The following is a 22472-nucleotide window of genomic DNA, read 5'->3' as shown; positions in this document are numbered from 1 at the left end:
ACATCCCCTTTTGGGATGGTCCCGGTGTCAACTCGGGAGGTGAACTTCACTTGCGTCAGCCATAAAAACGCTCCCAGTCTCCGGCGTTTTCTCCCTGGATGGCGAGCAGCAAGCTACTTTTCTCCGTCATCGTTGTTGTCCGTATGGGAAATTGTCGCTATTCATTATACGCAAATGAGTGGGCAAAGGCAAGGTCAGGCCGAAATTTCTTTGCGCAGCTCATCGTTTACCGCACCGCCTGCAAGGAATAAAGCAAAATTCCGGCCGCGACGGCGACATTCAGCGACTCGGCTTGGCCGTAAATCGGGATGTAGATGGTTTCCGTCGTCATCTCGAGCCATTCGCGCCGGACGCCGCTTCCTTCATTGCCGACGAGCAAGGCGAAGGAAGACGAAGGCGGAACGGTGCGGTAATCGACGGCATTCTCCAAGGCCGTTCCGTACACCGGAATGCCCTGCTCCTTGAAACGCGCGATCCATTGCACCAAATCGCCTTTGACAACCGGAAGATGAAACAGCGACCCTTGCGTCGCCCGCACGACTTTCGGATTGTACACATCGGCGCACCCTTCGCCAAGGATGACAGCATCGATCCCGGCGGCATCGGCGGTGCGAATCATCGTCCCGAGATTGCCCGGGTCTTGCACGGCGTCAATGAGCAAGGCGGTCTTCACACCTTCAAGCTCGGCTGGCAACTTTCGGCACACCGCGGCGATGCCTTGCGGCGTCTCCGTGCTGCTGATCGCCCTCATCACCGCTTCGGTCACGATCACAACCGGGACGCTGACGTCCCAGCCGGGCGGGATGGCTGTCCGCTCGTCCACCATCAGCTCAACAAGCGGCGCGTTGCTTTTTACAGCCTCTTCGACAAGATGAAACCCTTCAAGCAAAAACAATCCGGTCTCATCGCGCCCTTTTTTGGTCAGCAGCTTTTTCCATTGTTTGACGCGCGCATTTTTCGGCGATTCGATCCGCTTCACCGTTTCGTCCCCCAATGTTTGGCGATAAACTCGTCGCGCCCGGACGCGGCGCGGTCTTGTTTGTAATGCTCCGGATTTTTCTTATGGTAGTTTTGATGATACTCTTCCGCCGGGTAAAACGTCGTCGCCGGCAAAATTTTCGTTACAATCGGCTTCGAGAAGCGCCCGCTTTCCTCGAGCGCCCGCTTTGACTGCTCGGCGAGCTGGCGCTGTTTTTCGTTATGGTAAAAAATCGCCGTCCGGTATTGCGGCCCGCGGTCGTGAAACTGGCCGCCGTCATCGGTCGGGTCGATTTGACACCAATACAGCTCCAACAGCCGCTCATACGGAAAGACGTCCGGGTCAAACGTGATTTGCACCGCTTCGTAATGGCCGGTCGTGCCGGTTTTCACTTGCTCGTATGTTGGGTTTTCGACATGCCCGCCCGTATAGCCGGAGACGATGCCGTAAATGCCGTCAAGCTCCTCAAACGGCGTCACCATGCACCAAAAGCAGCCGCCGGCGAATGTCGCTTTTTCCATTGTGTCGTCACCTCATTCGTCAAGTTTCTTCATTTGATTATAACAAAATGTGTGCCGTTGTCATCTTTCACGACCAAAGCCAAGTTCCTTCACAAAGCCAGGCTCGTTCCGTTCCGCACGCCGGCCGCTCATGTCACTGAGTCAAGCTGTCGTTTCATTTCGTCAAGCAAACGGTCAAACAGCGGGATATAGTGTGTACGGATGCGTTCGTAAATGTCCATCGCCGTTTCTTCGTCATACGTATGGGACGTCCGGTTGCGGTCTTCGAGCATGCGAAGCCATGTCTCTCCGTCTTGAATCAACCCTTCCCGAAACGCCTCGCGAATCGTTTTCCTCGGACTCGTCACTTCAGCGTATCCCTGATGCTCCAAATAAAGTTTCATCCATTTCCATGCTAGTTCGTACGTGAATTCAAAGCGTTGAATGGTCGCATCAACAACAAGGTCATCCGTTTGAGCGTCTCTTGCGGCACTTTGCCGGAGTTTGGAGAGCGCCCGTTCGAAATCGTAAAATCGATCCATCAGCCGGCTCATGGTGACCATCACCTTCCCGTGCTCGTTCGTTTGAAAAATCGTCTTTCCTTCTTGGTCAATATTCATTTTTAGCTGTTCGTTGTGAATTTGATTGTAATCAACAACATCGATCGGATAAATGATCGGAAGTTCATCCAAGTCCGATTGCAGGAGGTACAGCGGGCCTCCCGGTTTTCGAAATTGGATCGCCAAATCGATATCCGATCCTTCCTTGTAATCGCCTCGTGCTCTTGAGCCGAACAAAATGACTTTTTCAATGACATCAGCATAACGGGAAAATAGATGGAGCAGTTGGCGAAATACCGTTCGTTCCAATCCATAGAGCGGTTTCTCGTCCATCGTCGCCATCACTCATTTCGGTCTAGTTTTTCCTCTATTATACCATATACGAGAGCCGCTCCATGTATAAATCCGCCGCCATTGGCAAACGATAACGGTGTACAATACGGCCAATGAGGTGAGACAAATGGATTTGAACTTGCGGAAAGCCATTATGCACAACGTCGCCAACAACTCGAAAGAACAGCTCGAGAATACAATCGAGGACGCGATCCAGCGTGGCGAGGAAAAATATTTGCCCGGCCTCGGCGTCCTCTTTGAAGCCATTTGGACGCACGCCAATGAACAGCAAAAAGACATGATGCTCACCACGCTCGAGCAGGCGGTTAAACAATGACGAATACCGGCCGAATTGGCCGGTGTTTTTATTCGTCAAACGTCAGTTGTTTCACTTTGTCGGCGTCAAGCCGTTTGATCACCTCAACAAGCAGCTTGACCGTGTTCTCGTAGTCGTCGCGATGCAAAATGGCGGCGTGCGAGTGGATGTAGCGCGTCGGGATGGCGATCGTGAGCGACGGAACGCCGCTGCCCGTTAAATGAATCGCTCCCGCATCCGTACCGCCGCCCGGCATGGCATCAAAATGGTACGGAATGTTCAGCTCTTCCGCCACTTCGATGACGAATTCGCGCAAGCCGCGGTGCGACACCATCGTCGCGTCGTACAGGACGATGTGCGGGCCGGCGCCGAGTTTGCCCATCGCTTCTTTTTCCGACACGCCCGGTGTATCGCCGGCAATGCCGACATCAACAGCAAACGCGATATCTGGCTGAATGAATTGGGCGGCCGTGCGCGCGCCGCGCAAGCCGACTTCTTCCTGCACCGTGCCGACGCCGTATACCGTGTTTGGATGGTCGACGCCTTTCAGCTGCTTGAGCACATCGATGGCGACCGCACAGCCGATCCGGTTGTCCCATGCTTTCGCGAGCAGCATTTTTTCATTGTTCAATACCGTAAATTCAAAATACGGCACGATCATATCGCCCGGGCGGACGCCCCACTCCATCGCTTCCTCGCGGCTTGTCGCGCCGATGTCGATGAACATATCTTTGATTTCCACCGGTTTTTTGCGCGCCTCCGGCGGCAGAATGTGCGGCGGCTTCGAACCGATGACGCCGGTGATGTCGCCTTTTTTCGTCACGATCGTCACGCGCTGGGCGAGCATTACTTGGCTCCACCATCCGCCAAGCGTTTGGAAGCGGATGAATCCTTTGTCGTCGATTTGCGTCACCATAAAGCCGACTTCATCCAAATGGCCGGCGATCATCACTTTCGGCCCGCCCGATTTCCCTTCTTTTTTGGCGATCAAGCTGCCGAGGCCATCCGTTGTCACTTCATCCGCATACGGAGCTATGTATGTCTTCATCACATCGCGCGCTTCCCGCTCATTGCCCGGGACGCCTTTCGCATCGGTCAGCGCTTTCAGCATCGTCAACGTTTCGTCCAACTTCGCCATCTTGGCACCCCTTTCCGGTTTTGTCCACTTTTTTATTATACTTGAAAAGGCTGACGATTGGCAAAATGAATCATTCGCCACCCGAAAAAAGATCAGTAGCGCTCGTTTTGCCGCTTGTGGTTCACTTCATTTTTCCGCCGATACGCCGCCTCGATGTCGTCGGAAGAAAAACCGAGCGCCACGCCAAGCCGCCAATACTCCGCAAACAGCGCATCATATTCCCCTCGCGCTCTCGTCTCCCCGAACCGCTCGGCGGCGCGAAAGATGGCCAAAAACTGCTCAACAAGCGGCCGCTCGACAGCCGGAAGCTCCCGGCTTTCATAAAACAGCCCGCAATCCAGCCCGAGCGACAGCAAAAAATGCAAACCGTCGACATATTCCTCCAGCACCCGTTCCGCCGGCGCCGACGGTTTCACGCTCCAAAATTTAAAACAGCGCGTCTCATTGGCCAGCTCCCCAAGTTCGACGAGAAACGCAAGCATTTTCCGATTGAACAAGTCCTCATGCATAAGGCCGTGCTCTGTTTCAATCCGCTCATCCAACATGCGCTGCATATCGTAAAGCAAAGGCCAATTCATCCTATTTCGCGCAGGAGACTCCCACTTCAACGACCAAAGGGAGTAAGTGGGAGAGGAATGCGCGTTCCCCCTTTCTTTTGTGTATGATATAATAAAGGCGTGGAGAAAACCGTTCAATAAAGGCACTCCAATAACTGCTACTCGATGTATGGAGTTGGTTACAGGAAACGTTGTAACCGTNNTCTGGGGAGTTGCAAGCCCCCACTTCAAGCGTTAGCTAAGTGGGAGTAGTTGACTCTCTCCTCCCCTTTCTACCTCATCCATCGCCAATAGAGAAACAGCTCCACCGCTGCCAACAGCGGCAAGCCATAGCCAAAAGCCCGATGGCGCGTTTTATGGCGAAACGTGTACATTCCAGCTGCCGCACCGATGGCCCCGCCCGCAAACGCCAGCAGCCAAAGCGTCCGCTCGGCGATGCGAAAGCGGCGGCGTTTCGCTTTTTGTTTGTCGAGCCCCATCATAAAAAAGGCAAGAAGATTGATCGCTATTCCGTATTGTACCATATCCATCCCTTTCCTTGACAGAAAAACAGCAGCGCTGATCGGCTTTCAAGCCCCCCATTTCGTTGCCGAAAAAAAAACGGCCACCCTTTGTTAGGATGGCCGTCATGGTTACTTATTCAAGTTCGCTTTCGCCAAATCGGCGAGTTGAGCAAATGCCGCTTGGTCGTTCACCGCCAAGTCGGCGAGCATTTTCCGGTTCACTTCCACGCCGGCCAGCTTCAAGCCGTGCATCAAACGGCTGTAGGACAAGCCATTTTGGCGAGCCGCTGCGTTGATGCGGACAATCCACAGTTTGCGGAAGTCGCGCTTCCGTTGACGGCGGTCGCGATACGCATACATGAGCGATTTCATCACTTGTTGGTTCGCGACTCTATATAATGCGTGTTTCGCGCCGAAATAGCCTTTTGCGAGTTTTAACACTTTTTTGCGACGTCTGCGCGTCACTGGTCCACCTTTTACGCGTGGCATAATCGTTCCCTCCTATAGTCGGTCGTTATTTCAAGTTGTCAAGCATTTGGCGGATGCGTTTGAAATCGCCAGGCGAGACAAGCGTCGCTTTGCGGAGATGACGCTTTTGTTTTTTCGTTTTATTGGCAAACAAGTGGCTCGTGTACGCGTGGCCGCGTTTTAATTTGCCGCTGGCCGTTTTTTTGAACCGTTTCGCCGAGCCGCGGTGAGTTTTCATTTTTGGCATCGCAGGTTCCTCCTTACTTGTTGTCGTTTTTCGGTGCGAGCACTAAAAACATGTTGCGCCCGTCCATTTTCGGCGCCGTTTCGACAACGGCAATGTCGGCGCACGCTTCCGAGAAGCGGTCAAGGACGCGCTGCCCAATTTCTTTATGGGTGATCGCCCGACCTTTAAAGCGGATCGTCGCCTTCACTTTATCGCCTTTTTCCAAAAACTTGCGCGCATTGCGCAGCTTCGTGTTGAAGTCATGCTCCTCGATCGTCGGGCTGAGGCGCACCTCTTTGACGTTGATCACTTTTTGTTTTTTGCGCGCTTCTTTCTCTTTCTTCTGCTGCTCGAAGCGGAATTTGCCGTAGTCCATGATGCGGCAAACGGGCGGTTTGGCGTTCGGCGCGACAAGCACAAGATCCAAGTTGCGTCTTGCCGCAATCTCAAGCGCCTCCTGCTTCGACTTGATGCCAAGCTGTTCGCCGTTTTGGTCGATCAAGCGCACTTCACGGGCACGAATTTGTTCGTTGATAATAAAATCTTTGCTAATAATGAGCCACCTCCAAGGTTTTTTCCGACTGGCTTGTTTGCCAGCAGAGCCCCACTTCCAGCCAAAAAAAAGCGCAGATGCACAAAGCACCCGCGCAGTACGTCCTTACACTCGCATTGACGAACCGTAACAACCTGCCAACAGCCGTCTTGGCGTCGGTCAGGTGAGAAGCGGGGTGCTTCTGCTTTTGTTACAAACAAGCCATCATTCCACTTTATACACTATACCACCTTGGCGATGGCATGTCAAGGAGCGGATCTTGATAAACACAACGCCCTTTATTATAGCGGATCAACATTCAATTGGCAAGAGAAAATCTTGTTCACGCCGCCATTTCTTTGAAAAACCGCCCATGACATGGGCCATCGCCACCGTTGCTTCCTTGTGGCGCTTGAACGTTTATGTCGCCTGTCAACGGTTTATTGCGCTTTCCCTAATCTTGTCCGTTTTTCCCGCACATCGTCAGCGAGCAAGGCCATAAACTCGTCAAGCCCCATCGTCTGGCTTTCTTTTTCGCCATAGCGGCGGACGTTGACCGCTCGCTCAGACACTTCTTTATCGCCGACAACGAGCATGTACGGGATTTTTTGCATTTGCGCTTCGCGGATTTTATAGCCGATTTTTTCGTCGCGCTCGTCGACTTCGACGCGGAAGCCGCGTTCTTTCAACGTCCGCTGCACGTCATACGCGTAATCGAGGTGCGCCTCCGGCGACACGGGGATCACTTTGACTTGAACCGGGGCGAGCCATGTCGGAAACGCACCTTTATACTCCTCGATGAGGAACGCGACAAACCGCTCCATCGTCGAGACGACGCCGCGATGGATGACGACCGGACGATGCGGCTTCCCATCCTCGCCAATGTACGTCAAATCAAAGCGCTCGGGCAACAGGAAGTCAAGCTGCACCGTCGAGAGCGTCTCGTCTTTGCCAAGCGCCGTGCGCACTTGCACATCGAGCTTCGGCCCGTAAAACGCCGCTTCCCCTTCCGCTTCGTAGTAGTCGAGGCCGAGCTCGTCCATGGCTTCCCGCAGCATGCGTTGGGCTTTTTCCCACATTTCATCGTCATCGTAATATTTTTCTTTGTCATGCGGATCGCGGTAAGACAAGCGGAACGAGTATTCCTCAATGCCGAAATCCTTATAGACTTCCAAAATCAAGTTGACGACGCGCTTGAACTCGTCTTTGATTTGGTCCGGGCGCACGAAAATGTGGGCGTCGTTGAGCGTCATGCCGCGGACGCGCTGCAGGCCGGTAAGCGCTCCAGACATTTCATAGCGGTGCATCGTGCCGAGCTCGGCGATGCGGATCGGCAGCTCGCGGTAGCTGTGCAGCTTGCTTTTGTAAATCATCATATGGTGCGGGCAGTTCATCGGACGAAGCACAAGTTCTTCGTTGTCCATCTCCATCGGCGGGAACATGTTTTCTTTGTAATGGTCCCAATGGCCCGATGTCTTGTACAGCTCGACGCTGCCGAGCACCGGTGTGTAGACATGATCGTATCCGAGCGCCACTTCTTTGTCGACGATGTACCGTTCGATAATGCGGCGGATCGTCGCTCCTTTCGGCAGCCATAGCGGCAAGCCTTGTCCGACTTGTTGCGATGTCGTAAACAGCTCAAGCTCTTTGCCTAATTTGCGGTGATCGCGCTCTTTCGCTTCTTCAAGCAGGCGCAAATAACGATCCAAGTCTTCCTTTTTGAAAAAGGCCGTGCCGTAGATGCGCTGCAGCATTTTGTTGTTGCTGTCGCCGCGCCAGTAGGCCCCCGAGATGCTGAGCAGCTTGAACTCTTTGATTTTTCCAGTCGACGGCACGTGCACGCCGCGGCAAAGGTCGAAAAACTCGCCTTGCTCATAAATCGAAATCGGCTCGCCTTCCGGAATATCGGCGATCAACTCGAGCTTCAACTCATCGCCGATTTCTTCATACAGCCGGATGGCTTCTTCGCGGCTCACTTCTTTGCGGACGATGTCCAAATTTTCTTTGACAATCTTGCGCATTTCCGCTTCGATTTTCGAGAGGTCGTCTGGCGTCAGCTTACGCTCCATGTCGATATCATAGTAAAAGCCGTTTTCAATGACCGGACCGACGCCGAGCTTGACGTTGCCATACAGCCGCTTGATCGCCTGCGCCATTAAGTGGGCGGTGCTATGGCGCAAAATGTCAAGCGCCTCCGGCATGTCTTGGGTAATGATGACAAGCTCGCCATCTTCGTGAAGCGGCGTGCGCAAATCAACGAACCGGCCGTTCAGTTTGCCGGCGATCGCTTTTTTCTTCAGCCCCGGGCTGATCGAGGCAGCGATGTCTTCCGTCGTCGTCCCCTTCGGAAACTCCTTTTCCGCCCCATCTGGGAACGTGATGCGAATGACGTCTGGCATTGGCAATCACTCCTTTGTCATGATGATGAAAATGGAAAAATAAAAAAACTCCTCCCTCCTAAAGGGACGAGTTTTCATCGTGGTTCCACCCTTCTTCCCATGGCAACGCCTCGCCATGCCATGGCTCAACAAGAATAACGGTCGTCCACCGGCGGCAACTACTGGGCGTTGCGTTCGCTGCCGCAGCTCTGAGGGGGTAAGCGCATTTTTCGTGTTAGGAAGGTTCCAGCCGCTGCCTTCCCTCTCTGGAAACCGTAAAAATGCGCCCATGTCCTCGTCATCGCTTGTATTCATCCATATTCATGACGTCATTATAGCGAAAACAGCAGGAAAAATCAAGCTTCTCCCCCATTTCCAGCGTTGGCGGCAAACAAGCGGGAAAAATCGGCGCGGCGGCAGACGATCAGCCGTTCTTGAAACACGTTTTGCAGTGTCTGCACCATGCCGTCATCCGGATGATCGGTGTACAGCTCAATTTCCGCCGGAGCGAGCGAGACAAGCGGAGCGAGCACCGATGCATCAATATACATCGGCTGGCTGAAGACGAGATGGCGGTCGATCAACTGTCTCACTTCCGCCGCCGACAGCTCCCGCCGCTCGCTGTCGTAAAATACGAAGTGCGGCGGATCGTGCACCAAATACAGGCGCGGCCATTGCGGCGTCCGGCCAGCCAGGCAGTCGCGCAGCATTTGCACAAAATTTTGATACTCCTGCTCCAGCTTGTATTCATCAATCGCCAGCTCGACATAATGTTGGAGGCGCTCCATATACGGCTTTAACCGGAACGTAACGAACGAAGAAAACGAAAATGACAAGCCGTCGCGCAAAAAGGAGGCAAAAGCGTCGCGCAACATCACGGTGCGCGAGGCGGCAAACGCCGCGCTTTTCCGGTAATCGCGCCGCTCGCCGTCCAAAAATGAATGAGCGAGGGCCAAAATTTGCTGCTGTTCTTCGACGTCGCGGAAATAAAAAACATTGGCAATGATGGATAGCAGCAGCCGGTCTTCCATCACCTCCTGCATAAACGCCGTCATCGCTGGGATGATATGCTCCTCAAGCACACGCTTCTCCTCGCCCTGTATGTAAACCGCCACGGTTTTGTTCCCGTCATAAGCGGCATGAAACAGCGGACCGTCATCCGGTTGCCGGTGATCTAGCAGCCCAACCAATTTTTCCGCCTCGCTTGCCTCGTCAAAATGGATTTCGATCACCCGCTGTCCCCCCTTTAGCCCGAAAGGCATGCTTGGTTTATATATATGGGGACAACGGGCTGTTTAGACTAAAAAACCACAAAGCTTAGCGGCGTTCATTGTTCGAGGAGAGGGTGCCCCAAAAGGATCGGGACACCCTTTCTTATTACCGTATACAGGCATAAAACAATTAAATTAAGAAACAATATGTTGTGTTTTGTTTAAGGGAAATTACCCTTTTGGGTCAGCCCCAGTCGGCAAACGAACCGCTTGCCGACTACGGCAGAAAAGCTAGAAACAGAACCTGCTCAACTAGTTTTTATGGGTTAATCAACATGCCTGTGCAAACGGCAACGTTTCAAATCGCCTTTATATATTTTGCTCGCGGCGGTTCGGTCCAGTGATTTCAATCGGATAGGCCAAATAGCGGATTCGCTCCATAATGCGCGCCGCCTTCACCTTCTCTTCTTCGCCGCGCTGCGAATACGTCAAATGATGGGCGAGCTGCTGCATATCAAAGTTCGACGTGAAAAACGTCGGCAAGTTTTCAAACATCCGGTATTGCAAGATCGGGCCAAACACATCATCGCGCACCCAGCTTGACATCGCCTCCGCCCCAAGATCATCGAGCATCAGCACCGGCACTTTTTTGATATAATCAAGCTTTTCGTTCATCGTCTGGTCTTGAAGCGAATGTTTCATCTCACGAAACAGCTCGGGCACGTAGACGATCAGCGACGAAACGTTTCGCTTCGCCAGCTCGTTGGCGATCGCGGCGAGCAAATACGTTTTGCCCACCCCAAACGATCCGTGCAAATACAAGCCTTTCATTTTTTTCCCTGGCTCGTATTCCGCCACAAACCGCTCGGCAAATCGGATCGCTTTGATCCGCCCATCGTCATTGAGATCGACGTCAGAGAGCGAAGCACGCAAGATTTCGCGCGGCATGAACATGCTTTGAATGAGCGACTCTTGCCGTTTTCGCTCGTCATGCTGCACTTTTTTTGGGCAGCGGTCGTACTCAACGTCGATCCTTCCACCGTTGACCACCAAATTTGGATGGTACCCCGGCAGCATGTTGTTGCATCGCTCAAGGCCCGGACATTGGCGGCAATTCCCGTGCTGCTCGATGAACTCATACAGCTTCATCAAGCTGCGGTCAACCGCATCGGCCGACAATTGCCGTTCGTGCGCCCGCAAAAACGGCTGCACGTCCGGATGCTCCAAAATGTAGCGTTTCATTTGTTCGTAGCGTTGTTTAAACCGTTGATTGCCAAGCAACCGCTGCAACAGGTGGTTTACTCGTTCCATGGCTTTTCCCTCTATGATTCATCACGGTATTTTTTCAGCCGTTCCTCAAGCTCTTTGCGCGCCTGTTCGACGTCAAAATCATCATCATCCGGCTGGCTGTAATCCATGTTCAGCCAGTCCGGGACGATTTCCGTGCGCACGACTTTGCGCACCGTCCGCGTCCCTTTTTCCTTTTCGTTCGCCCAGTTTTGGTATGTTTTCGCCTCTTCTTTCGCCAGCTCCATGGCTTCCTTCACGGTTTTCACCTTTTTGCGCGCCCAATGGCTGGCGATTTTTTCTACATATTTTTTCGACAGCTTCATATTCGTCCGGAGCATGACATAATAAATGAGCACGTTGACAACCCCGGGGAGCAGCTGTTGCTTAAACATCACATCTTCGATCAGCTGCAAATCAGCAAGCGACGGCTCAGCGCCGCCTGAAATCTCTTTCAGCAGCTGGCGCGGGGAAATTGTTTCCAGCTGTTTCATTAGTTGCTCCTCTTTTGTGCGCGGTTCGATGTTTTCCATCGTCCGGTAGGCGAGCGGCTGCACTCGTTCGACGAGGCGCGGCTCGACACCGCCATGTTCGAGCTCATACCATTCGCGCGCCGCCCGGCGCAACGCGTCAATATCGATATGATAGGCCGGATCGATGACGCCAAGGACCAGTTTTTGCATCTCAAGCGGCGGAATGCCGTATAAAAACGCCAGCTTTTTAATCGCTTCCTTCACTTTCGCTGTCACCGCTCGGCGCGGCACAAGCTGCTTGGACAGGCCGGCAAAAAACAGCTCAAAGTCGAATACATCATCATCAAGCACATACGACGCCTCATCCCGCCTGATGTGATCCTTCCCTTCAAGCAGCTCGGGCCCGGCTTCTTCGCTGAGGCCGGCGACGATTTGTTCAGCGGGCACGGCCGAAAACACGTCGGAAAACGACCGCGTCACCTGGGTGAATTTCGTTTCATCAATGGACGGACGGGCAAAAAAGTTGCTCAGCTGGATAAACAAGTGGCGGCCGACTTGCCGGTGCAAAAAAACGCTCAACATCTCGTCGCGGAAAAACTGGTCTGGCGCCAACGGCGGGCGCAGCTCATAAAGAAACAGCTTCGGTTCATCCGCCTCTTTAGCGTGGACGTATGTGTCGAGCAGCCCGATTCCTTCGAGTTTCAACCGTTCGCTGTAAATGTCCGGCAGTCCGCACTGCATGAGCGCCATAAGCCGATGATGGGTCGCTTCCTGGCCGTCAAGCAGCTCAAGCTCCCCCCAAAGCGTCATATAAAGCGCCAACGCCCGGCAGCCGATGAGCGGCTGGTAAAGCAGCGTCAGCACTTTACGGTCCACCTCTTGCAACACCCCACGGCTTTGCACGGTATAACGGTCGACAGCAATCAGCTCTTTCCAATGGTGTTGCATCGCTCCGACCTTCCATTTCGCCGTATTCGTTTCAAACCGGCTCTCCCCTTTCCTGCCGAAAAGACGTTGAAAAAAAGGGCTTGCCGCCTAACGCCAAAGCCCTTTTTACCGTTGCCCTTTTTTGATCAGCTCTTTCAGTTCTTCAATGAACACATTAATATCTTTAAACTGCCGATAGACGGAAGCGAAGCGGACATAGGCGACCTCATCGATGTGTGACAGGCGCTCCATCACCATTTCGCCGATCGTTTCGCTTTTCACTTCCGAGACGCCTTGATTGCGCAGTTCGCGCTCAATTTCCTGCGTCACTTTTTCAAGCTCCTCGAGCGCCACCGGCCGCTTCTCGCACGCTTTGATCAAGCCGCGCAAAATTTTCTCCCGGCTAAATTCTTCGCGCGTCCCCTCTTTTTTCACAACAATCAGCGGCGGCTCCTCGATCCGCTCAAACGTCGTAAACCGATAATGGCACTGTTCGCACTCCCGCCGGCGGCGGATCGAACGACCCTCTTCAACCGGGCGCGAGTCAAGCACGCGCGTGCCTTGATGATGGCATGAAGGACATCGCATAACATCCACTCCGTTGATCTTCTTATTTTCTATCATACCGGAATGGACGAAAGCAGACAAGATATAGTTAGCTGTTCAGTCCGGAACCGATATAGGGCAGGCGGGCGTCGAGCTTCCGATACAAATCGAGAATGACCGCCCGGCTATGCCCAAAATCAAACGGCAATAGCTTCGTCTCCGTCGTCGCGGAAAAGTCGACCGCCGTTTCAAACGGCCGCACGGAAATGACGGTAGCGACGATAAACAACTTTTTGCCGCGCCTTGTTTGTGCACAAATTTCGCCGCGCTCTTCGGAAACAGAAACGAGCTCGGCGCCAGGCAGCGACGAGAGCAGCTCCTTGACCGCATCGATCACAGCGCGGTTCGTCGCTTTGTAATAATGGCTTCTTAGCTCTTCATCTTCATGATTTTCCCGCGTTTCACAATGGTTTGTGAAGGCGTATTTGAGTGTTTTCCACATGCTCATTGCCACGTCTCCCTAGTCATTCTTTTTCTTCCATCATACCATGATTTTCGCCGCTGTTGTACCGCCGAGGGCGCAAAAAAAGGAGCGTTTCGCTTACGCTCCTTTCGGTTTATCATGATCCAATTACAGCGCCTGCGCCTTTTTCACTTCGATTGGGCGCATGCCGCGCGGAAGTTCAATCGTTTCCCGCGTTTGCGCACCCAGCATTTCGGCAATGTAATCGGCGGCAATCGTCGGGTCTAAATGGCCGCATGTATACACATCAATGCTCGCATAGCCGTGTTCGGGAAACGTGTGAATCGTCAAATGCGATTCCGAAATAATGACGACCCCGCTTACGCCTTGCGGAGCGAATTTATGGAACGCCACTTCGCGAATCTCCGCTCCCGACTTTAACGCGGCGTCAACGAACGTTTTTTCAATAAAATCAATATCATTCAGTTTGTCAAAGTCGCATCCCCAAAGTTCCGAGATAACGTGACGACCCATCGTGTCCATGAAAAGAATCCCCCTTTAACCAATTTTCTCAAACAAATAAAAAAACAGAAGGTGAGTTGCAAAATGGCATGTATAACTACCACGGGGGAAAGTTAGTCCTAAGAGGTCCTAACCCTTTAAGTAGTCACATTACCCTTGCCGTTAAGAAGTTCACGAGACATAGTATACTTTGTTTAGGGGGTTTTTGCAACAGGCTTTTTTAATTTTTTTGCATAAAAAAGAGAAAAAGCGCCCACGCCCGCACCGTGGCCCGATCCGTTTGTGCGGATCGCAAAAGCCATAGCGCAGGCGGCGCGCTTCACATCGAACCGCTGTTACGCATTGACGCTGAGACGCTCATTCATTTTGGCCGCGACAAGATGGGCTAAATCAACGACGCGGCACGAATAGCCCCATTCATTGTCATACCAAGCGAGCACTTTCACTTTTCGCCCTTCCATCACCATCGTCGACAGGCCGTCGATAATCGCAGAATGCGGATTCGTATTGAAATCGATCGAGACAAGCGGCTCCATCGTGAAATCCAAGATGCCTTTCAATGGGCCGTCGGCAGCGCGGATCAGCGCCTCGTTCACCTCATCAACCGTCACATCGCGCTTCAAGTCGACGACCAAGTCGACGAGCGAGACGTTCGGCGTCGGGACGCGGAGCGCCATGCCATGAAGCTTCCCTTTTAAATGCGGCAGCACTAGGCCAAGCGCTTTCGCCGCTCCCGTTGTCGTCGGGATGATCGACTGCGCGCATGAGCGGGCGCGGCGCAAATCTTTATGCGGGTTGTCGATGTTTTTTTGGTCGTTCGTATACGCGTGAACTGTCGTCATCAGGCCGTTTTCAATCCCAAACGCTTCATCGAGCACTTTGACGACCGGAGCCAAACAGTTTGTCGTACACGAGGCGTTCGAAATGATGAAATGGCGGTCGATGTCAAGCATATGCTCGTTGACGCCAACAACGATCGTCACATCTTCATTTTTGCCCGGGGCGGTTAAAATGACGCGCTTCGCCCCTGCCTCAAGGTGAAGGCTCGCCTTTTCGCGGTCGTTGAATTTTCCGGTCGCTTCAATCACAATATCGATATCAAGCTCTTTCCACGGCAGCTGTTTCGGGTCGCGCGAGTTTAACAGCCTCACTTTTTTGCCGTTGACGAGCAGGCCGTCTTCCAAGGCGATGACCTCACCGTCAAATTTACCGTGGTTTGAGTCATATTTCACTAAATGGGCTAACGTTTCCGGCGGATAGCTGGCGTTCACCGCCACAATGTCGAGGTCAGAGGAATTGATGGCGCGCCGGAACACCATCCGTCCGATTCGTCCGAAACCGTTAATCGCCACTTTCGCCTTCATTCACTTTGTTCTCCTCTCATATATGTTATACTATTTTCTTATATTTGTATAAATAGTATATCATATTTTTAGGAAATGTGGAGAACAAAATGACTGAAAGCGAACAAAAAAGACGCCTATTTTTCCAAGGCGTCCCATTGTTTCAAAATAGCCAACAGCTGACGGCGTGTCTCTTCCCTCGTTCCGTTATTGTTGATGACCGCGTCGGCCCGCTTCATTTTTTCCGCCAGCGGCCATTGAGCGCGAATGCGGGCGCGCGCTTCTTCCTCAGTGAACCCGTTCCGCTCCATCAGCCGGCGAAGCTGGATGTCATCGTCAACATACACGACAAGTACTTTATCGACCCAGGATGTCAATCCGCTTTCAAATAAAAGCGGAATGTCCAATACGACCGTTTTCGCCCCGGAACGGACGAGCGCTTCTTTCTCCGCGAGCATTTTCTGACGCACCGCCGGGTGAACGATGGCGTTTAGCTTTTTCCGTTCTTCTTCGTCGTTGAACACGATCGCCCCGAGTTTCGCCCGATCGATCTCTCCATTTGTCTGCAAAATGCCCGGACCGAAGGCGGCGACAATCTGACGGTAGGCGTCTTCCCCCGGTCGGACGACGGCGCGCGCCGCTTCGTCAGCATCAATGACCGGAAGGCCGAGCTCGCGCATCATCGCGCTCACCGTGCTTTTGCCGCTGGCGATCCCGCCGGTCAATCCGATCGTCAACGTCATGGAACTCCTCTCCTTTTTACGCGCCGCCTAGCGCTGGCAGCGCGGGCAATAATGCGTGCCGCGGCCGGCGACGACCGTTTTTTCAATCGGCGTGCCGCATCGTTTGCATGGCTCTCCTTTGCGTCCGTAGACGAACAAGCTATGCTGAAACGCACCCGCTTCCCCTTGCGTGTTCACGTACGTGCGCACCGTGCTTCCCCCTTTCATGACCGCCTCGCCGATCGTCGCCACCATTTCCTCATGCAGGCGCTCGATCTCTTTGCTGGAGAGCGAGGCAGCCGGCCGGCCGGGAAGAATGCCGGCGCGAAACAGCGATTCGTCGACATAAATATTGCCAAACCCAGCCACGACCGTCTGATCAAGGAGCAACGCTTTGACCGACCGTTTCGTTTTCACCGCCCGCTCCGCCAATACAGCTGGGGAAAACGCCGGGGAAAGCGGCTCCGGCCCAAGCTCAGCAAGCGGCGGCCGGCGGTCAGCTTCTTCTTTGGCATAAACGTGCATCGTTCCGAACTTGCGCACGTCGCGGTAACGGAGTTCGCTGCCGTCCGTGAAGCAAAACACGACGTGCGTATGCGGTTCGAGCGGCTCGAGGGCAGAAGCAACGGCGTAGCGCCCTTCCATGCGCAAATGGGAAATGAGTGCATCGCGGTCGAGCAGGAATTTCAAAAACTTCCCTCTCCGTTCCAAACCACGCACCGTCTGTCCGATCATTCTTGCCGCAAACTCCTCGGGGTCTCGCGGATGGCGGATGATGTTCGGCCAAAAGATGCGCACATCCTCAATCGTTTTTCCGACAATAAGCGGCAAAAGCGTACGACGGATCGTTTCCACCTCCGGCAATTCCGGCATGGCGATCCCCCCTTTCCTCCGTTTTCCTGCATCGTTCCCGCCGACGCTTTCGCATTGACGCCGGTTCATCCGCCGAGAGAAAGATTCTCCATGGGGCGGCAGCTGTTTCGCTCCCATTCATCGAGTTGCAGCCGAGAATCGTCGCACCGAAAGATTCTGCCTAGAAGGCCGGTGAGAAACGCTGATTTTCGCAAAATCGGCCATGTTGGTTGAGAAGGACGACTCGATGCTCCAAGGCTTCTCAACTGGAGAAGAGTCGTTGTGAAACTGCTTTTTCATTCCATCACAGGCCTTCTTAAGGGTGCCGGCGATCCACACCAAGACTCCTTTTTATTTCGCGTCATACCATGTCGAGCCGTAATGGTAATCGACTTTGAGCGGCACGCGAAGTGTGACCGCTTGCTCCATCACTTCCGGAACGAGCCGGCACAGCCGCTCCATCTCTTCTTTCGGCGCCTCCAAAATGAGCTCGTCATGCACCTGCAGCAAAAGGCGCGCTTGCAGCCGCTCTTCCTTCAGTCTGGCGTTCAGATCGATCATCGCCTTTTTAATAATGTCAGCGGCGCTCCCTTGAATCGGCGTGTTCATCGCCATCCGTTCAGCAAAGCTGCGGACGTTGAAGTTGCGGCTCGTGATATCCGGCAAATAGCGGCGCCGATGCAGCAGCGTCGTCACATACCCTTTCTGTTTTGCTTCTTGCACAATGTTTTCCATATACCGCTTCACGCCAGGGAAGCTTTCGAAGTAGCGCTCGATGAATTCAGCCGCCTCTTTGCGCGAAATATTTAAGTTTTGCGCCAAGCCGTAATCACTGATCCCGTAAACGATCCCAAAGTTGACCGCCTTCGCCTGACGGCGCATGTTGGGCGTCACTTCGTCCTCGCTCACTTGGAAAATGTCCATCGCTGTTTTCGTATGGATATCCAAATCGCGGCGGAACGCTTCCATTAAATTGTCATCTTCCGCAATATGGGCGAGGACGCGCAACTCAATTTGTGAGTAGTCGGCGGCGAAAATGAGCCAATCAGACTCCGACGGCACGAACGCTTGGCGGATTTTCCGTCCTTCCTCAAGCCGAATCGGAATGTTTTGCAAGTTCGGCTCCGTCGAGCTGAGCCGTCCGGTTTGCGTCAACGCCTGATTGAAAATCGTATGCACCTTCTTTGTATCGGGTCGCACGACTTTCAGCAATCCTTCAATATACGTCGACTGCAACTTGCCAAGCTGGCGGTAATGCAAAATGTTTTCCACGATCTCGTGATAAGGCGCAAGTTTTTCAAGCACATCCGCCGAAGTGGAGTAGCCGGTTTTCGTTTTTTTCAAGACGGGCAGCTGCAGTTTTTCAAATAAAATGACGCCGAGCTGTTTCGGTGAATTGATGTTGAATTCTTGGCCGGCGAGCTCATAAATGCGCTGCTCGACCGTGCCGAGCTGCTCGGCGAGCTCTTTGCCCATCTGTTCGAGCCGCTTCGTATCCACTTTCACTCCGGCAAATTCCATTTCCGCCAAAATCGAAGACAACGGCTGCTCGAGCTCGACGAGCAACCGATCTTGTTCGTTGCGGCGCAGCTCATCCAAAAACGGCCGTTCGAGCTCCCAAATCGCCGCCGCCTTGCGGACGAGATGCTCGGCGAGCACTGGCTCATCCGGCACGGCCCGCTTCGCCCCTTTGCCATACACCGCTTCATCCGGGCGCACCGCTTCGTATTGCTTCATTTTGGCTGCGGCAGCTACATCATCAACACCTTGCGCCGGATCAAGCAAATAGGCGGCCAGCAATAAATCAAAGGAAACGCCGCATAGCTCAATTCCTTTCCATTTCAAGGCGACTGCCGCGCGCTTTGAGTCAAACATGCTTTTTTTCTTCGTTTCATCACCAAGCCAGGCGACAAACTGCGGATCGGCAAGCGCCGTCTCCGGGCGCAGGAAAAACCGTCCATGTTCGTTGACCACAGCGATGCCGACGATCGGCGCATCATGATAATTTTCCTCGACCACTTCAACGACAAGCGCCGCCTTGTCGGCAAGCATCTCCTCCGTCACGCGGTCAGCAAGCGTAAATGCCATCTTGGCAAGCGGTTTTTCCTCTTCTGATGACGGCGATTCCATTTTCTCTAAAAACGATTGAAACCCAAGCTCTTTAAATAAAGCGACCACTTTCTCCCGGTCTTCCCCTTGATAGACGATGTCATCAAGCGAGAGCTCGACCGGGGCGTCGCGGCGAATGGCGGCGAGCTTTTTGCTTAACAGCGCCATCTCCCGGTGTTGGCGCAGCGTTTCTTTCAACTTTTCGCCTTTGATCTCGTCAATGGAGGCAAGCACGTTTTCGACCGTGCCGAATTGCCTGAGCAGCTTGACCGCCGTCTTTTCCCCGATGCCCGGCACTCCGGGGATGTTGTCCGATTTGTCGCCCATCAATCCTTTCAAATCAACGATTTGTTCCGGAGTTAAGCCGTATTTTTCGCGGACCGTCTCCGGCGTGTATGGTTCGATATCGGTAATCCCTTTTTTCGTAATGTCCACCGTCACATGGGGGGAGGCGAGCTGGGTCAGATCGCGGTCGCCGGAAATGACTTTCACCTCAAACCCTTCCTGCTCAGCGCGGGCGGCAAGCGTTCCGATAATATCGTCCGCTTCGTAGTTCTCGAGTTCATAGGCGGGGATGCGATATGCCCTCAGCAGCTCGCGCAACAGCGGAAACTGCTCCGACAGCTCCGGTGGCGTCTGCTGGCGCCCACCTTTATACTCTTGAAACGCTTCATGCCGGAACGTCGTTTTCCCGGCGTCAAACGCGACAAGCATATGAGTTGGCTCTTCTTCCGCCAAAATTTTATTCAACATCATCGTAAACCCGTAGACGGCGTTCGTATGGATGCCTTTGTCGTTATGCAAAAGCGGCAAGGCAAAAAAGGCGCGGTACGCCACGCTGCTGCCGTCGATTAAAACAAGCTTTTTTTTCAATCTCATCCCTCCTCGGATGCTTCCTTGTCCTATTGTACCATGCCTGCGGCTTGCCTTGAACGCTCTCCCACCATGATGGGAGGCGCCGATTCATCCCCTGCTTACGCTCACGCTGAAAAATGGGAGGCTTCTCAGTTGGAGATGATCAAAAGAAGCCGGCTACCGTCCCGGCTTTGGAAAATGGATCGTGAACACGGTGCCGCGCCCCACTTTGCTCGCTACGGTAATATATCCATGGTGAGCCTCAACCAAATGTTTCACAATCGAAAGGCCCAACCCCGTTCCGCCGGAATCGCGGCTGCGCGCCTTGTCGACGCGGTAAAAACGCTCAAAAATGCGCGGGATTTCCTTTTCCTCAATGCCGATTCCGGTGTCTTTCACATGGATCAGCACTTCTTTCTCCGTCTCTTCCGCCTCGACAGCGACCCGTCCGTGCTCCGGCGTATACGTGATGGCGTTGGCGAGCAAGTTCAGCAAAATTTGCTTCATCCGATTTCTGTCACCGCGGATGACAAGCCCGGATGGCGATTCGATATGCAAATCAATTTGTTTTTCCGCCGCTTTTTGGCGAAACACAGCAGCCGCTTCGGCGATGACTTGAGCGATATCCACGTCTTCGAGTTGCAGCTGAAATTCGTGCTGCTCGATTTTCGACAAGTCCAACAGTTCCTCAACGAGCGTTTGCAGCCGTTCGCTTTCTTTTAAGATGATGGTCAAAAAATGTTCGAGCGCCGCTTCATCCTTCATGGCGCCATCCAATAGCGTTTCGGCGAATCCTTTGATGGACGTCACCGGCGTTTTCAATTCGTGCGAAACGTTGGCGACAAAGTCTTTGCGGATTTGCTCAAGACGCTTCAGCTCCGTAATGTCGTGAAACACGACGACAATCCCTTTCCATTCGGCGTTCGTGCCAATGATGGGAGCCCCGTATACATCGAAATGTTTCCGCTCGATGCCAATCGTCAGCCGCATATGCCGGCGCATCGTCGTTTCGGTGATGAAAATATCATCGATAAACCGGACGATGTCGCCATGCGGCAGCACATCGGCGTACGGACGGTGCAAACAATCCGACGGATCGAGATGAAACTGAGTCTGGAACGCCCGATTGATGAGAGAAATATGTCCGCGGTGGTCAATAAACAACAGGCCGCTGCCGACGTTTTCAATGAGCGTGTGAAGCCGATCGGTCTGAATTTCCCGCGCCCTGCTCATCTCCTGCAAATGGCGGGCCAGCCGGTTGATCGAGCGCACAAGCATCCCGGCCTCGTTATATTCACCATCGGGCACACGGGCGGCGTAATTGCCTTTTTCCAGCTCAAACGCCACTTTCGTCGCTTCTTCAATCGGCTTCATATATTGATTGGCGATTTTCCAGACGAGGGCGATGATGACAACGAGCGCCATCCCGAGGCTGCTCGTGAGCACGCCCCAAATTTGCTCGTTTACTTTTTGGAGTGAGCTCGTCGGTGTGCTTAAAACGACGTACCCGCTCCGCTCACCGCGCTCGTACGGGACGATGTAGTAATAGACGTCGTTTGTTTTTTCAATCACGGAAAAACGGGGAAACTGCTTTTTGCGCAAAATCGCGCGGACGATGCGCTCATGGTCTTTGTCGCTGATCGCTGCGACGCGACCGCTGTCAAACCGCACCCGTTCTTCTTTATCGAGCACGGTGATGCGGGACGACAGCTCATTCCCCATTTCCTGCAAATCGGCGCGGATTTGCTCGAGCGGTTCATTTTCAAGCAAAATCGCAAGCGCTTGGGCCTCTTTTTCCATCCGTTTGTTCATCGTCTCGGCGTAAAAATCTTTCAGCAATTGCCCGAGCAAAAGCCCGAGGGCGATCAACACCGTGGCGATGAGCGTCACGAGCCAAAACAAAAGGCGGGTGCGGAAGCTATTCATGCCGCTTCGGTTCCTCCAATTTGTAGCCAAGGCCGCGCACCGTTTTAATGTACATCGGTTTTTTCGTATCGGTTTCGATCTTCTCGCGCAAGTGGCTGATATGGACGTCGACAATGCGTGTATCGCCGGCAAACTCGTAGTTCCACACGGCGCTGAGCAGCTGGTCGCGCGTCAACACCCGCCCTTTATGGCGAGCCAAATAAAGGAGCAACTCAAACTCTTTCGGCGTCAGCTCAAGCGGCTTGCCGCCGATCGTTGCTTCATAGCGTTCCGGAAAAATTTCCAGCTCGCCAACAACAAGCCGCTCGCTCGATTCAGCCGCCGGCTGAACGATCTCCGTGCGGCGCAAAATCGCCTTGACGCGGGCAATGACTTCGCGCGGGCTGAACGGCTTTGTCATATAGTCGTCGGCGCCAAGCTCAAGACCAAGCACTTTGTCAAATTCATCATCGCGAGCCGTCAACATTAAAATCGGCGTCATGATTTGCTGCTGGCGAAGCCGCTTGCACACATCAACGCCGTCAAGCTTCGGCAGCATCAAGTCCAAAATAATGAGCGCCGGCTGCTCGGACGCTACTTTCACGAGCGCCTCTTCGCCATCGTGAGCGGTCACGACGTGAAATCCGGCTTTCTCCAAATTGTACGACAACAGAGTCACAATCGGCTGTTCGTCATCGACAACTAAAATTTTTCGTCCCATGCCGCTCCTCCATCCCGTCCAATGGTTTCTGCCTTTATGATACCAC

The 22472-nt window shown here is 53.4% G+C and carries 23 protein-coding genes and 3 other annotated features (1 of these 26 only partly in view); of the genes, 1 reads left to right on the top strand and 22 read right to left on the bottom strand.

The genetic code is table 11. The annotated features are described in order from the left end of the window. Positions 1 to 139, bottom strand: a binding site (T-box leader); it reaches 97 nt to the left of the window's first position. 87 nt (positions 140 to 226) lie between these two features. The 3 genes from ETR37_RS09070 to ETR37_RS09055 all read right to left on the bottom strand — a co-directional run bounded on the left by ETR37_RS09070 (position 227) and on the right by ETR37_RS09055 (position 2372). Then, positions 227 to 979: a TrmH family RNA methyltransferase gene (locus tag ETR37_RS09070; protein ID WP_060788427.1), complete on the bottom strand. Its 753-nt coding sequence runs from the start codon at positions 977 to 979 to the stop codon at positions 227 to 229. Next, on the bottom strand, positions 976 to 1500 hold the full coding sequence (gene msrA, locus ETR37_RS09065) for a peptide-methionine (S)-S-oxide reductase MsrA (protein ID WP_013144533.1): 525 nt from the start codon (positions 1498 to 1500) through the stop codon (positions 976 to 978). The genes ETR37_RS09070 and msrA overlap by 4 nt, the downstream gene beginning before the upstream one ends. A gap of 128 nt (positions 1501 to 1628) precedes the next feature. After that, on the bottom strand, positions 1629 to 2372 hold the full coding sequence (locus ETR37_RS09055) for an HI0074 family nucleotidyltransferase substrate-binding subunit (protein WP_015375578.1): 744 nt from the start codon (positions 2370 to 2372) through the stop codon (positions 1629 to 1631). Between the two features lie 127 nt (positions 2373 to 2499). On the opposite strand from ETR37_RS09055, the gene sspI reads away from it, so the two are divergent. Beyond that, a complete protein-coding gene (gene sspI, locus ETR37_RS09050; RefSeq protein WP_015375579.1) occupies positions 2500 to 2709 on the top strand; it encodes a small acid-soluble spore protein SspI in 210 nt (69 codons plus the stop codon). A gap of 28 nt (positions 2710 to 2737) precedes the next feature. On the opposite strand, the gene ETR37_RS09045 is transcribed toward sspI, so the two are convergent. The 19 genes from ETR37_RS09045 to ETR37_RS08955 all read right to left on the bottom strand — a co-directional run bounded on the left by ETR37_RS09045 (position 2738) and on the right by ETR37_RS08955 (position 22426). Further along, positions 2738 to 3826, bottom strand: coding sequence for a M42 family metallopeptidase (locus ETR37_RS09045; protein ID WP_015375580.1), 1089 nt, complete (start codon positions 3824 to 3826; stop codon positions 2738 to 2740). Between the two features lie 92 nt (positions 3827 to 3918). Further along, positions 3919 to 4404, bottom strand: coding sequence for a dUTP diphosphatase (locus ETR37_RS09040; protein WP_025039320.1), 486 nt, complete (start codon positions 4402 to 4404; stop codon positions 3919 to 3921). A 251-nt stretch (positions 4405 to 4655) separates the two neighbouring features. After that, on the bottom strand, positions 4656 to 4907 hold the full coding sequence (locus tag ETR37_RS09035; protein WP_041470570.1) for a DUF1294 domain-containing protein: 252 nt from the start codon (positions 4905 to 4907) through the stop codon (positions 4656 to 4658). A 108-nt stretch (positions 4908 to 5015) separates the two neighbouring features. Next, positions 5016 to 5375 carry a 50S ribosomal protein L20 gene (gene rplT / locus ETR37_RS09030; protein ID WP_011232190.1) on the bottom strand — a complete coding sequence of 120 codons (360 nt, stop codon included), beginning with the start codon at positions 5373 to 5375 and terminating at the stop codon, positions 5016 to 5018. Between the two features lie 25 nt (positions 5376 to 5400). Then, positions 5401 to 5601, bottom strand: coding sequence for a 50S ribosomal protein L35 (gene rpmI, locus ETR37_RS09025; RefSeq protein WP_011232191.1), 201 nt, complete (start codon positions 5599 to 5601; stop codon positions 5401 to 5403). 13 nt (positions 5602 to 5614) lie between these two features. Next, the gene (gene infC / locus ETR37_RS09020; RefSeq protein ID WP_074044349.1) at positions 5615 to 6136 is read right to left on the bottom strand and encodes a translation initiation factor IF-3; all 522 of its coding nucleotides are present in this window, start codon (positions 6134 to 6136) and stop codon (positions 5615 to 5617) included. A 56-nt stretch (positions 6137 to 6192) separates the two neighbouring features. Then, positions 6193 to 6326, bottom strand: a sequence feature (ribosomal protein L20 leader region). A gap of 226 nt (positions 6327 to 6552) precedes the next feature. Beyond that, positions 6553 to 8511, bottom strand: coding sequence for a threonine--tRNA ligase (thrS, locus tag ETR37_RS09015; RefSeq protein WP_129447159.1), 1959 nt, complete (start codon positions 8509 to 8511; stop codon positions 6553 to 6555). A 59-nt stretch (positions 8512 to 8570) separates the two neighbouring features. Further along, positions 8571 to 8801: a binding site (T-box leader), on the bottom strand. Between the two features lie 45 nt (positions 8802 to 8846). After that, complete coding sequence (gene ytxC, locus ETR37_RS09010; protein WP_011232194.1) at positions 8847 to 9722, bottom strand: putative sporulation protein YtxC; 876 nt, start codon at positions 9720 to 9722, stop codon at positions 8847 to 8849. Between the two features lie 348 nt (positions 9723 to 10070). Next, entirely contained in the window at positions 10071 to 11012 is a 942-nt protein-coding gene (dnaI, locus tag ETR37_RS09005) for a primosomal protein DnaI (RefSeq protein WP_013144524.1), read from the bottom strand. Positions 11013 to 11023: 11 nt separating this feature from the next. Then, positions 11024 to 12409 carry a replication initiation and membrane attachment family protein gene (locus ETR37_RS09000; RefSeq protein WP_011232196.1) on the bottom strand — a complete coding sequence of 462 codons (1386 nt, stop codon included), beginning with the start codon at positions 12407 to 12409 and terminating at the stop codon, positions 11024 to 11026. A 105-nt stretch (positions 12410 to 12514) separates the two neighbouring features. Continuing rightward, positions 12515 to 12976, bottom strand: a complete 462-nt coding sequence (gene nrdR, locus ETR37_RS08995) for a transcriptional regulator NrdR (RefSeq protein ID WP_013144522.1) — start codon at positions 12974 to 12976, stop codon at positions 12515 to 12517. A gap of 67 nt (positions 12977 to 13043) precedes the next feature. Continuing rightward, the gene (locus ETR37_RS08990) at positions 13044 to 13442 is read right to left on the bottom strand and encodes an aminotransferase class IV (RefSeq protein WP_011232198.1); all 399 of its coding nucleotides are present in this window, start codon (positions 13440 to 13442) and stop codon (positions 13044 to 13046) included. Between the two features lie 123 nt (positions 13443 to 13565). Then, complete coding sequence (gene speD, locus ETR37_RS08985) at positions 13566 to 13940, bottom strand: adenosylmethionine decarboxylase (protein ID WP_011232199.1); 375 nt, start codon at positions 13938 to 13940, stop codon at positions 13566 to 13568. A 314-nt stretch (positions 13941 to 14254) separates the two neighbouring features. Beyond that, complete coding sequence (locus ETR37_RS08980; protein WP_014196517.1) at positions 14255 to 15283, bottom strand: glyceraldehyde-3-phosphate dehydrogenase; 1029 nt, start codon at positions 15281 to 15283, stop codon at positions 14255 to 14257. A 116-nt stretch (positions 15284 to 15399) separates the two neighbouring features. Further along, positions 15400 to 16005, bottom strand: a complete 606-nt coding sequence (gene coaE, locus ETR37_RS08975; RefSeq protein WP_014196518.1) for a dephospho-CoA kinase — start codon at positions 16003 to 16005, stop codon at positions 15400 to 15402. Positions 16006 to 16032: 27 nt separating this feature from the next. Then, a complete protein-coding gene (gene mutM, locus ETR37_RS08970) occupies positions 16033 to 16857 on the bottom strand; it encodes a DNA-formamidopyrimidine glycosylase (RefSeq protein WP_025039134.1) in 825 nt (274 codons plus the stop codon). A 330-nt stretch (positions 16858 to 17187) separates the two neighbouring features. Further along, entirely contained in the window at positions 17188 to 19824 is a 2637-nt protein-coding gene (gene polA / locus ETR37_RS08965) for a DNA polymerase I (protein WP_011232204.1), read from the bottom strand. Positions 19825 to 19977: 153 nt separating this feature from the next. Next, positions 19978 to 21726 (bottom strand): two-component system histidine kinase PnpS, encoded by a 1749-nt coding sequence (pnpS, locus tag ETR37_RS08960; RefSeq protein ID WP_063193133.1) that lies wholly within the window; start codon positions 21724 to 21726, stop codon positions 19978 to 19980. Beyond that, positions 21719 to 22426, bottom strand: coding sequence for a response regulator transcription factor (locus ETR37_RS08955; protein ID WP_011232206.1), 708 nt, complete (start codon positions 22424 to 22426; stop codon positions 21719 to 21721). The genes pnpS and ETR37_RS08955 overlap by 8 nt, the downstream gene beginning before the upstream one ends. Positions 22427 to 22472 lie beyond the last annotated feature (46 nt).

The organism is Geobacillus sp. PK12 (genome assembly GCF_004123125.1).
GTDB classification, from domain to species: domain Bacteria; phylum Bacillota; class Bacilli; order Bacillales; family Anoxybacillaceae; genus Geobacillus; species Geobacillus zalihae.
The sequence above is the reverse complement of the archived record's forward strand: the minus strand, read 5'-3'. Positions and strand labels throughout refer to the sequence as shown.